Raw genomic sequence first — 11,513 nt, forward strand, 5'->3', positions numbered from 1 at the left:
CCCGACCTGCACGAAACGGCCCTTTCGTCCGCTCTTCACGACGCAAACGCACGCCCCGTCCGAACCTGTTCGCAGACCCTGGATCGGTGACTCGGGTCACGCCACCATGGGGCCATGACCATTGACGTTCCCACCTCTCGCCGCTCACTGCCCCAGCTGCAGCCTGTCAGCTTCATCGGTGCAGACGGTCAGCCCACCGATGCCCCTACCGAGGGCTTAAGCATCCCGAGCGATCGCACGCTGCTCGGTCTGTACCAGAAGATGGTGCAGGTCCGGCGCTTCGAGGCTCAGGTCACCCACCTGACCAAGCAGGGGCGCCTGGCAACCTACCCGTCCGCCGCCGGCCAGGAAGCCATCGAGGTCGGTGCCACCACCGCACTGGCACCGGGCGACTGGCTCTTCCCCACCTACCGCGACACCGCCTCACTGCTGACCCGCGGCGTGCCCGTGACCGAGATCCTCTCCGCCTTCCGCGGCGACTGGCACTGCGGGTTCGATCCGAACGAGTACCACACCTCACCTGCGGCGACACCGCTGGCCACACAGACCCTGCATGCGACCGGCTTCGCCATGGCAGCCAAGCTCAAGGGCACCGACGCCTGCACTCTGACCTTCCTCGGCGACGGCGCCAGCAGTGAGGGCGACACCCACGAAGCCTTCAACTTCGCCTCGGTGTGGCAGACTCCCACCGTCTTCGTGCTGCAGAACAACCAGTACGCGATCTCGACCCCGCTGCGGGAGCAGTCGAACGCCACGATGCTCGCCGACCGTGCCGCCGGCTACGGCATGCCCGGCATCCGCGTCGACGGCAACGACATTGCGGCCGTATTCGCCGCCGTGACTGCGGCACTCGAACGCGGCCGGGACGGCGAGGGCCCCACCCTCATCGAGTGCCTGACCTATCGGATGGAGTCGCACACGAACTCCGACGACCCCACGAAGTACCGCGACTCAGAAGAGGTCGAGCACTGGAAGCAGTTCGACCCCATCGACCGTCTCGAGAAGCACCTGCGATCCGCCGGTATCCTCGACGACGACGGCGCAGAAGACATCGCAGCCAGCGCAGAAGTGCTCGCCACGGCGGTCCGCGATGCCATGAACACCGAGGCCGAGATCGACCCGGCCGAACTCTTCGCCCACGTCTACGCAAACCCTCGCGCCAGCCTCGCCCGGCAGCAGGAAACTCTCGAGGCTGAGCTCGCAACGGCGGTTCAGTCATGACCGTCACCGCTATGACCACAGCAGACGAGGTTCCGGCGCCGGTCTCCGTGACGATGACGAAGGCGCTCAACCAGGCCCTGCACGACTCCTTGGCCGCCGACGAGAACGTCCTCGTCTACGGTGAGGACGTCGGTCGCCTCGGTGGGGTCTTCCGTGTCACCGAAGGCCTGCGCAAGGAATTCGGACCCGAACGGGTCTGGGACTCCCCTCTCGCGGAGTCGGGGATCGTCGGCACCGCGATCGGCATGGCGATGGCCGGGATGCGCCCGGTCGTCGAGATGCAGTTCGACGCCTACGCCTACCCCGCGTTCGAGCAGATCGTGTCCCATGTCGCGAAGATGCGCAATCGCACGAAGGGCCGCGTGAGCCTGCCGATCACGATCCGGATTCCGTATGCCGGTGATATCGGCGGCGTCGAACACCACTCGGACTCCTCTGAGGCCTACTGGACGTCGACAGCCGGCCTGACCGTCGTCACCCCGTCGAACCCGGCCGACGCCTACTCCCTCCTGCGCGAATCGGTCGACTCCGACGATCCCGTGATCTTCATGGAGCCGAAGTCCCGTTACTGGATGAAGGACGAGCTGCGCCTGCCCGTGCAGACCGCCGCGATGGACCAGGCGCAGGTCGTGCGCGAGGGCAGCGACGTGACACTGCTGGCCTATGGGCCCACCGTGCGCACGGCTCTGTCCGCGGCCGAAGAAGGTGCCGACCACGGACTGTCGATCGAGGTCATCGACCTGCGGACCCTGTCGCCCTTCGACGACGCGACTGTGTCGACTTCCGTGCGCAAAACGTCCCGTGCAGCGATCATCCACGAGGCCGCCCAGTTCGGCGGCTACGGCGCCGAGGTGGCCGCCCGCGTCACAGAGGCCAACTTCACCCACCTGTCGGCCCCGGTCCTGCGGATCACCGGCTTCGACGTGCCCTACCCGTCCCCGAAGCTCGAGGAGTACTACTTGCCCACCGCCGAACGCGTTCTCGACGCCTTCGAATCCTGGGATTGGGAGCTGTGATGAGTGCCGAGACGAGTGTGACCGGGACTGCCGGCTCCACGACGGCCGTGCGCGACTTCATCCTCCCCGACCTGGGTGAAGGACTGACAGAAGCCGAGCTCATCAGCTGGCTCGTCGACGTCGGCGACGAGGTTCACGTCGATCAGATGGTCGTCGAGGTCGAATCCGCCAAGTCCGTCGTCGAACTGCCGTGCCCGTTCGCGGGGCGGATCGAGGTGCTGCATGCGAACGCCGGTGACACCGTGTCGGCAGGTCAGGCCCTGCTCTCCGTCGCCGAGGCAGGTGCTGGTTCGAGTGCGGACGCGAAGTCGAACCTGGACGACGATTCCGCCGGTGGCGGTGCGAACCTCATCGGCTATGGAACTTCCGAGCCGAAGGCCCGATCGACGAAGAAGCGGTCCTTCGGGGCTCAGAGCGAGCCACCGACCGCTGCGCGACCGGCCCCCACCGAACAGGTCTCCCCGCAGCCATCGGCCGCCACTCCCCCGGCACCCGAGGCTGCATCCACGACGGCTTCGGACACCGGAGTCTCTCCCGTGTCGTCACCGATCGTGCGCAAGCTCGCGAAAGACCACGGGATCAGCGCCAAACACCTGCCCGGCACCGGACCCAGCGGGGTCGTCACCCGCGCCGATGTGCTCTCAGCGATAGCCTCGGGCCCCGGTATCACCTCCGCGCGCACGGCAAGCGTCCCCGCGGGGACGTCGAACACGACTCGGACAGGCACCGACGACCTTCCGGGCACCACCTCGGCGGGGGAAGCAGCCGCGGCTTCTGTTGACGCAGGCAACCGCGACACCAGGACTCCGATCACGGGGCTGCGCAAGGTCGTGTCCGAGCGGCTGACGAAATCGCGGCAGGAGATTCCCGAGGCGACGATCTGGCTCGACGTCGACGCCACCGAGCTGCTGAACACGAAACGGGCCCTTGAGGCGAGGACCGGAGAGAAATACTCGCTGCTCTCGCTTGTGGCCCGCTTCGTTGTCGCGGGGTTGAAGAAGTACCCGATCATCAACTCCTCTATCGACACCGAGGCGAACGAGATCGTCACCCACGGCGACATCAACCTCGGCCTGGCCGCCCAGACGCCGCGGGGCCTCATGGTTCCCGTCGTCCACGGCGCCGACCAGATGGGCCTGCGAGCGCTGCGCGATTCCGTGTCCGAGACCGTCGGAAAGGCACCGACCGGCAAGTTCAGCACTCAGGAGCTGACCGGTGGAACTTTCACGCTCAACAACTACGGCGTGTTCGGCGTCGACGGATCCGCCCCGATCATCAACCTCCCAGAGGTCGCGATGCTCGGCCTGGGACGGATCAAGGAACGCCCGTGGGCCGTCGACGGCGAGCTCACCGTCCGCAAGGTCATGTTCTTGTCCTTCGTCTTCGACCACCGCGCATGCGACGGTGCCGAGCCGAGCCGGTTCCTCACCTTCGTCGCGGACTGCATCGAGAACCCGATCTCGCTGCTGCCGGAGCTGTGACACAGTCTTGGTAAGTAATACCGTTCTACCGAGCGCTATCACTCGCAAGTCCTAGAATGGGCCTCTTGGAACATGCAATTCAATTGAGCATTCAAGGGAGCGAAGTATGTCGATCCAGATAAGATCGTTTTCAAAGCGACTCTAGAAGAGAGCTCGGCAAGGGTTCGCACAGACCTTCTGACGAGGACGGGGCGTCGCTGAACGCATTAGATAGCGGCAGGAAGGTTTTGGCCAAGTGTGGATAACCAGCGACGTCGAGCTTCCCGACGAAATCCTCGACGCCCACGAACGTGGCGAACTCGTGTTTTTTGTAGGAGCTGGGGCATCTCTAAGCAAACCTTCGAACCTTCCACTATTTGAAAACCTCGCGAAGAGGCTGGCTCGAATGGCGTCGCATCCATTCTCGAGACGCGGCGGACTGGACTTTTTCATTGGACAGCTGGAGTCATTGCCCCAGGGATTTGACGCTCATGAGCACGCACATACCCTGATTTCCAATCCGAAATCGAGATTCAATCCGCTACATAGTGCGATTGTCGACCTCGCTGGGATCGCAGGCACGTTCCGCGTCGTCACAACCAACTACGATGATCATCTTGTTTCTGCTGCAGTTAGTAGATCTATTGCGATCCCGAACACCTGGTACTCTCCGGCGTTACCACTCGGACGAGACTTCACTGGACTTGTTCACCTCCACGGATCGATACGGCGCCCGAAAGAGGAGATGATCCTCACCGACCGAGACTTTGGCCATGCATACATTACCGACGCATGGGCAGCACGTTTCCTCCTACCTATGTTCGATCGATTCACCGTGGTCTTTATCGGTTACAGCCACGATGACGTGATCATGCGATACCTAGCGCTCGGGTTGCCATCGAACGCCAAGACCACGGATTCCAAACGGTTCGCTTTCACGGACGATCCTTCGAACGCCAAGTGGGACTACCTAGGGATTGAGCCGATTGCCTACCCTGTAGTTGCACATGATCATCAAACGCTCGTGGCTGCGCTCACCGCGTGGGCGAGCCGATCCACGATGGGCCAAACCGACCACAGGTCTCGTGTGCAAACGATCATAGCTGGCGGAACCGCACTGCCACTGCCCGAGCGTGATTACCTCCACTCTCGTATCCAGCTTCACGAGGGCGCCACCGACTTCGCGAATGCAACTCGATTGCTTCCCGACGATGCCAAACTTGAGTGGCTTACGTGGCTGGAGGACATTCCTGAATTCAAAACCTTATTTTCGCCCACAGATGTGCCAAACGCGACCGCAGTCCTGGGAGACTGGTTTGCACAGACGTTTATCGCCTCAGAAACGCTCAACGGTGCAGCGCTCCAGACCCTACAACGACTCGGACAGTCGATGACGGCCTCGCTACACCGAACTGCCACCTGGATCACAAATGACCTAATCAAACGTGATACCGCCGCTGGAAGACGGTGGCAAGTGGTCCTCGCAACCTCGATTTACGAGTGGTCTACTCCAGTCGAAAACCACTTCCTGATGATGCCATCTTCTGATGCGTCTTTACCCAGTATGGCGGTGCTGCGTATGGCGCTGCGTCCATACCTCAAGTTAGAGCGTCGGTGGTTCGTCGATGATTACACCGAGCGCACTATTCATCCCGATGCGAAGGTAACCTGGCACTCGGAGGAAGAGACGCTGACGCAAACGATACAGCTCGTAGTGCAAGTATCTGACCCTGGAGACCTTTCTTTGGCCAGTGCTATGGAGGACGCCGCTGTCGCGGCCTACGACTTGCTCGATGCGTATCACGGCGAGCGAGACTGGGACTCGCTAAGCCGTCACCGTTCAGCGGTCGAACCGCACTCCCAGGATGAGCTTCGAGAGCCTCTCGATGCACTCATTGACGGCCTCAGAGATTATGGGATCAAAGCACTGCCTGCAATGCCGAATCTACCTGATCGATGGTGGAATCTGGAGCGCGCAATACTTCAGCGGCTGGCTCTGTATCTAGTAACCACCGATCCTGCACTGACTGCGGATCAAAAACTGTCATGGCTCCTCAACCGCACCGGGCTTTTTGCTGGCACTTTGAAACATGAGATATATAAGCTTCTTGCTGCAACAGTCGACACTGCATCGCCGCCAGCCAAGCAACGAGTCCTCGAAGCCGCATTTGTCGCACCCGACTACCCCAAAGACTTTCCTGATCGTGACCAACATTTGGCATACGCAAAGTACAACTTGCTCGCGTGGTTGACGCGGGCCGCCCCTGACTGGGCCGAAGCGCAAACTGCATTCACGGTGATCCAGGCGGAGAATCCCGGATTCGACGTGCGCGAGCACCCTGACCTCGATAGTTGGATGACTAGTGGAACCTGGGACGGGAAACCGCCAATAGATATTGAGGAATTTATTCAAGCGCTCGATAGGCACGTGGGAACTGCACTCGATGATCTACTATCGCATGATTACTCCGGACACCACTTCGATCAGCCCGAGTGGCGAGACGCGCTCCGACTCCTGCAGCAGGCCGCTGAGCGACGCCCAGACCTTGGCGAGCTACTTTGGGACGCAATTAACGGCCGGGACGCCCCTGACGATAAGCACGGCGATATGTGGCGTGCGATCGCCGAGGGGTGGGGGAAAGCCGATCTCGGGGAAGCAGCTCTCGGTGCCGTAGAACGCCTCAACAAACTATTGCCGGACAAGGATTCCACCTACGCAATTGGACGTTTCCTACTCGATCAGATCCGCTTGCAGATCGATGAGGATGAATCGCCAGTGCTCGCATCCATGCGAGCACTGGCGAGAGCCGCCTGGGGCGACCACGGCGCAGAATTTGTTCATCGGAAAGACTCAAATCCCTTATCGATGGCGCCGCTGTACCTCAACTCGTGGCCGGGTTTCTTGGCCCAGTATTGGAATATCGAAGTCGATCGTCGCTGGCGCCACTCACGAGAAGGCTGGGCTGGACTCAGTGAAGAAGAGTCCCATGCCCTCGTAGCGCTACTAAACACCGACAAGGATGCGCTGGATGCAACTCAGCCTGCGGTTGCCGGAGAGCTGTTCTTCTATTTCGCCGCAGATGCAGACTTCGCGGCAGCACACCTGCTTCCGATCTTTAGTGACCCGGAGCGCCACGCCTTTGGTTGGACCCCTTTCCTGCACCGTGCCAGGTGGAATGATCGAATTCTCGCAACCGGCCTGTTCGACAGCTTGGTCGGTGAATTCGATCGTCTCGACGAGCTAGCAGACCAGTCCCTGAAACGTGTTTTCCTGCAATTCGTCACTTCCGTAGTGTCATACGCAGGTATCACCAGTGCTGACCGAAGACGCTTGCTTGATCAGGCCGTCCTCGCATCCGACGGGTCTCATGCCGTCAATTTCGCAGAAGTAGTAGTCCGTTTCCTACGTGAAGATGGCGTTGACGGCACCGAGGTTTGGCGCAAGTGGCTTGGCAGCCATCTTGAGCGTCGCCTTAGCGGAAAACCGCGAATCGCCTCTGCTGAGGAGCTCGCCCGTTGGGCCGACGCCGTGCCCTTCGTTGGTAAGTTCGTTCCGTCCGCCGCCACACTTCTTAGCGGACGCGGTATCGGTTTCGGCGAACAGCTCATTACCCGGGAATTTCCGCCTAACGTCGTCGCCAACCACGGCCCTGAACTAATTGCCTTCCTCGCTGAGCGCGTCTGGAGCGAAGCCAGCTCCAACTCGATGACTCGCTACCGCGTGCGGAAAATGGTCGAGAAGTTTCGAGAGACGGTCGGGGATACCATCGCCCAGCCACTCGTAGAAGCGGCTACCGAAAAGGGAATTATCAGTTCTTCAGAATGAGCACGTCTCCAATTAGCATTTCATTTACACTAACGATCCAGCTCGTCAACTCGCTCATCGGCCGGACAAGTATCCACAATTTCGTCGCGCACAGTAGCCAGCCGCCGGGAGCTTCATATAGATCAAAAATTCTGCGAGAGGCGGCCCGCCGATTCCACATTTCGGACTGATCTCCACCTTCCGTGACACGCACCACTAGCCTGACGCAGGCCGCTCACCTGCGGTGTCCATTCGAAGAGGAAGAGGTTGCGCATGTCGGGAGTTCACGATTCACCACCGCCGTCGAGGCCACCTCGGCGGCGGTACTCATTGCTGCTCCTCATCGTTCCCGTCGTGGGCTACCTCCTGACGCCCTTCGTCGCGAATTCGATCGAGCCACGCATCTTCGGGATGCCGTTCATCCTCACCTACACGATCATCGTCACGATACTCACGTGGTTCTTCGTGTGGATGGCTGCCCGCGGCGATCATTACTACCGCGGCAACAAGGCCGAATATGTCCCGGCCGATATCGCCTTCGGTGAGGACTACCCGATCGAGGAGACCGAGAAATGAGCTCTTCAGCGATCATCGCCTGCATCATCTTCGGCATTGCCATGCTCGCGACCATAGGCATCGGCATCTGGTCGGGCCGCGGGCGGGAGAAGTCCCTCGACGAATGGTCGGTCTCCGGACGCGGCCTCGGATTCATCTTCATCCTCCTCCTCATGGCGGGCGAGACCTATACCTCGTTCTCGTTCCTCGGCACCGCCGGCTGGTCGTATTCCTACGGTGTGCCGATCCTCTACCTCATCGGCTACCTCAGCGTCGGGCTCGTTGTCGCCTACCTCGTCGGACCGCTGTTCTGGACCTATGCGGCCAGGCACAAACTCGTCAGCCTCTCCGACATCGTTGAGCACCGTTTCCGCTCGCGAGGTCTGGCGATCCTCGTGGCCGTGCTCGCGACCGTGTTCATCGTCCCCTACATCCAGCTGCAGATTCAGGGCATGGGCGCCGTCGTCAACGCCATGAGCTACGGGGCCATCGACCTCAAGGTCGCCGCCATCATCTCCTTCATCGTCGCCGAGGCGTTCATCCTCTTCTCCGGTCTGCGCGGTTCCGCCTGGGTCAGTGCGCTCAAGGATGGGCTCGTCATCCTCGCCGTGGCCTTCCTCGCGATCTATGTTCCGTTGCACTACTTCGACGGTCTGGCCCCGCTGCTCGACCGGCTCGTGGTCGAGAAGTCACAGTGGCTGACCTTCCCGGGTGCGGGCGAGGGAACGTATGGAAGCGCCTGGTTCATCTCGACGATCATCCTCAACGGGATCACGATCACCGTCTTCCCCACGTCGATCGCTGGTTACCTCTCGGGTACCTCGGCGAACACTCTGCGCCGCAACTCCATCATCCTGCCCTGGTACCAGCTGCTGCTTCTCGTGCCGATGATGGTCGGTGTGGCAGCGCTCTTCGTCATTCCCGCTCTCAAGGATGCAGACTTGGCGCTGTTCTCCGTGGTCATCGACTCGCTGCCGGCCCCGCTCGTCGCTGTCATCGGCGTCGCCGGTGCACTCTCAGCCATCGTGCCGATGAGCGTGTACATGCTCTCGATCGGCTCGATGTGGGGACGCACGGTCCTCGGCGGAGGACTGTCTGGACCGAAGAACTCCGCGACGATGACGAAGGACCAGCTGGCTGCGCGGGGTCTGCGGCAGAAGACACTGTCCCAGTGGGTGTGTCTCATCGTCGGTGTGATTGCCCTGGTGATGAGCCTGCTCATGCCCGACGCACTGGTTGAGCTGTCCGTGCTCAGTTACGAAGGTCTGGCACAGGTCGTGCCCGCCGCGCTCCTCGCCCTCTATTGGCCGCGGATGAGCAAGCAGGCTGCTGCCGCCGGACTCATCGTCGGATCGGTGACCATGGTGGCCCTGCACTACACGGGCAACGATCCGCTGCTGGGCATCAACGGCGGCCTGTGGGCCGTCGCCGCCAACCTCATCGTCGTCGTGGTTGTCACTCTCGCTAAGCCGGACCCGCGTTGGGTTCCGGCGGCGGAGCGGGCGAAGGATTCAAACTGTCGTTGCAACACCCGGTGATTGACCGTGATCAGTTAACCGCTTATCGAGTACCTCGGCTGGTGTCGCCCACCCGAGACACCTACGGGGGCGTGCGTTGAGCTCGGCCGCGACCTTGTCGAGGTACCCCGACCCCGTTACCTTGCTCGCGGAGGCCTGATGGGTACCTCAACGAAAGTGGGAATCGTACCGGAGCCGACAGCTTGTGGACGCTGTCGGCTCCGGTACGAACTGAAATTGCCAATTAGGCGCTTGCTATTCGTTTGCGTTGGATGAAGAACGGCACATAGGCAAGTGCTGACATTGCCGCAAGAATCAGCCCGGATGATCCGGAACCGATGATCAACGAAGCGTTGAAATCGACTGCCATTACTAAAACAATATTGGTCAACAGCGTGAGGCTTGCGATGATTCCCGCAATTTTGAATGTTGTTGCAGTCGCCGGATCGGTGCGTGTCGCTTTGACCACATCCATCATGGAGGTTTTCTTTTCGGCCCAAATGAGGGCCAATACAATCAGGCATCCAACGCCGAGTCCAATTGCATTATAAAAGAGCGCGAAGGATACGTTCAGGGCGACGAATACGCTGCAGCCTATAACGTGTACCAGGTTGGTGCTCTTTGACTGCGTGTTCATGATCAACCTTTCAATCGGGCGGAATACCCTATATTACAGTTTATCCTTGCAGTCCCAAAGGGCAATCGCTAGACCGCTAAGGTAGCCGCCCGATGCGCCCGGCACGATCGCTGCAATACATCCGACACCTGCGGCAAAGGCTCCAGTTGCACATCCTGCGATCGCACCAGCAACGCCGCCTTTCACGCCTCCCTCAAGCATGCAATCCCCGTAACTCTGCTTCTTCGCCTGAGCGCCTGCGACCTCAGCACCGGCGCTCTTCGGTTCGTCACAGGAAGTTGCCTTTTCGAACGATGATTGCACGTCTGACGGGGCGGTGATCTTCACACTCGCGCCACTAGATGTAAGTTTCCAGTCGCTTACTTTCGCCTCGGGGTACTTGTCGGTGATGGCGTCTAGATTGTCCAGCTGAAACTCTTTCTTCCCATCTTTGGACAAGAAGTCGAGGTCGCCATTATCGCTCACATCGAGCGTCTGGTCAGAGCCTGGCTCCACGTTAACGTTAATTGAACCTTTGTCATTCGACTCAACAAAAAGTTTATACTCATCGGAGCTAGGTTTATGTTGCTTGAACTTAGAAGCACTGATGCGTTTAACATCTGTATTGTCGGTCGCGTATCCTGGTGACGCTAACATTGTTGCCGCAATAAGAGCAACAAACGCAATCAGTGCTACAAAAACTGTTGCGATGTTCGGCTTTAGCGTTGCGAGTTTCATGATTTCCTTTCCTTACAGCCGTCTTGCACTTATAACGCTAGCAATGACGGCGGCTCCAGAACGGCCTGTTACAAAGGTGTGATCTAGATGAGACATCTCGACGCGGTTCGGAATAGCAACTCGTGCTGTCCCGCCAGCACTGATTACCCGGCTGCAACCCGTTCGAGAAGAGTTGCCGCATGGCTTCAGTCAGTATCATTTTCGTTGCAGCAATGACGCTTTCATCAAAGCTCTGCGACGCCAGGGCGGTTTCAAGCGGTTCCGGAATTTTCGCGTTGCAGTAGGCTAGAGAGATGTATCTCAGATGACGGAGACAACTGAGCGAGGCGTGACAAGCGGTGAGGCATGACAACCTCACGCACGGGGACAGGCAAAGTGGAGACGGCTAAGAGCTGAAGCCATTCGCACAACCATAAGCAATGGGGTGACCAACTGCCCACATTGCCGCACACACCTTGAGTATGAGACACCACAGAGACCGAACAGTGCAGAGGGATGAATCGTTCCGGGGATAATAGAGGCAGGGAGATTGGAAGAAGGAGATTCTCTCGTGCCAGTGAAATACACCGACGAACTCAAGGCTCG

At 59.9% G+C, this 11,513-nt stretch carries 8 protein-coding genes and 1 pseudogene; 6 read left to right on the forward strand and 3 right to left on the reverse strand.

Going from position 1 to position 11,513, the window contains the following annotated elements; genetic code table 11:
* The first annotated feature begins 114 nt into the window (after positions 1 to 114).
* From pdhA to L0G76_RS03525, 6 genes are all read left to right on the forward strand, one after another.
* Positions 115 to 1,221, forward strand: coding sequence for a pyruvate dehydrogenase (acetyl-transferring) E1 component subunit alpha (gene pdhA / locus L0G76_RS03500; protein ID WP_304355941.1), 1,107 nt, complete (start codon positions 115 to 117; stop codon positions 1,219 to 1,221).
* Positions 1,218 to 2,237, forward strand: coding sequence for an alpha-ketoacid dehydrogenase subunit beta (locus tag L0G76_RS03505; RefSeq protein WP_304355942.1), 1,020 nt, complete (start codon positions 1,218 to 1,220; stop codon positions 2,235 to 2,237). Before pdhA ends, L0G76_RS03505 begins: the two co-directional genes overlap by 4 nt.
* Positions 2,237 to 3,718, forward strand: a complete 1,482-nt coding sequence (locus tag L0G76_RS03510) for a dihydrolipoamide acetyltransferase family protein (protein ID WP_304355943.1) — start codon at positions 2,237 to 2,239, stop codon at positions 3,716 to 3,718. The genes L0G76_RS03505 and L0G76_RS03510 overlap by 1 nt, the downstream gene beginning before the upstream one ends.
* A gap of 235 nt (positions 3,719 to 3,953) precedes the next feature.
* Positions 3,954 to 7,523, forward strand: a complete 3,570-nt coding sequence (locus L0G76_RS03515; RefSeq protein ID WP_304355944.1) for an SIR2 family protein — start codon at positions 3,954 to 3,956, stop codon at positions 7,521 to 7,523.
* 252 nt (positions 7,524 to 7,775) lie between these two features.
* The gene (locus L0G76_RS03520) at positions 7,776 to 8,078 is read left to right on the forward strand and encodes a DUF3311 domain-containing protein (RefSeq protein WP_304355945.1); all 303 of its coding nucleotides are present in this window, start codon (positions 7,776 to 7,778) and stop codon (positions 8,076 to 8,078) included.
* Entirely contained in the window at positions 8,075 to 9,595 is a 1,521-nt protein-coding gene (locus L0G76_RS03525) for a sodium:solute symporter family protein (protein ID WP_304355946.1), read from the forward strand. The genes L0G76_RS03520 and L0G76_RS03525 overlap by 4 nt, the downstream gene beginning before the upstream one ends.
* On the opposite strand, the pseudogene L0G76_RS16320 reads toward L0G76_RS03525, so the two are convergent.
* The 3 genes and pseudogenes from L0G76_RS16320 to L0G76_RS03535 form a co-directional block, all read right to left on the reverse strand.
* A pseudogene (locus tag L0G76_RS16320) lies at positions 9,569 to 9,709 on the reverse strand (IS30 family transposase); the annotation flags it as partial. The gene L0G76_RS03525 and the pseudogene L0G76_RS16320 sit on opposite strands and share 27 nt — an antisense overlap.
* 109 nt (positions 9,710 to 9,818) lie before the next feature.
* Positions 9,819 to 10,211, reverse strand: coding sequence for a hypothetical protein (locus tag L0G76_RS03530; RefSeq protein ID WP_304355947.1), 393 nt, complete (start codon positions 10,209 to 10,211; stop codon positions 9,819 to 9,821).
* A 33-nt stretch (positions 10,212 to 10,244) separates the two neighbouring features.
* Positions 10,245 to 10,928: a hypothetical protein gene (locus L0G76_RS03535; RefSeq protein WP_304355948.1), complete on the reverse strand. Its 684-nt coding sequence runs from the start codon at positions 10,926 to 10,928 to the stop codon at positions 10,245 to 10,247.
* Positions 10,929 to 11,513 lie beyond the last annotated feature (585 nt).

The sequence above is a fragment of the Brevibacterium picturae genome (genome assembly GCF_030453725.1).
GTDB classification, from domain to species: domain Bacteria; phylum Actinomycetota; class Actinomycetes; order Actinomycetales; family Brevibacteriaceae; genus Brevibacterium; species Brevibacterium sandarakinum_A.

Excerpts from the sequence above, each read along its gene's own strand:
- pdhA (WP_304355941.1), top strand. The coding sequence starts at position 115 with ATGACCATTGACGTTCCCACCTCTCGCCGCTCACTGCCCCAGCTGCAG.
- L0G76_RS03505 (WP_304355942.1), top strand. The coding sequence starts at position 1,218 with ATGACCGTCACCGCTATGACCACAGCAGACGAGGTTCCGGCGCCGGTC.
- L0G76_RS03510 (WP_304355943.1), top strand. The coding sequence starts at position 2,237 with ATGAGTGCCGAGACGAGTGTGACCGGGACTGCCGGCTCCACGACGGCC.
- L0G76_RS03520 (WP_304355945.1), top strand. The coding sequence starts at position 7,776 with ATGTCGGGAGTTCACGATTCACCACCGCCGTCGAGGCCACCTCGGCGG.
- L0G76_RS03525 (WP_304355946.1), top strand. The coding sequence starts at position 8,075 with ATGAGCTCTTCAGCGATCATCGCCTGCATCATCTTCGGCATTGCCATG.
- L0G76_RS03530 (WP_304355947.1), bottom strand. The coding sequence starts at position 10,211 with ATGAACACGCAGTCAAAGAGCACCAACCTGGTACACGTTATAGGCTGC.
- L0G76_RS03535 (WP_304355948.1), bottom strand. The coding sequence starts at position 10,928 with ATGAAACTCGCAACGCTAAAGCCGAACATCGCAACAGTTTTTGTAGCA.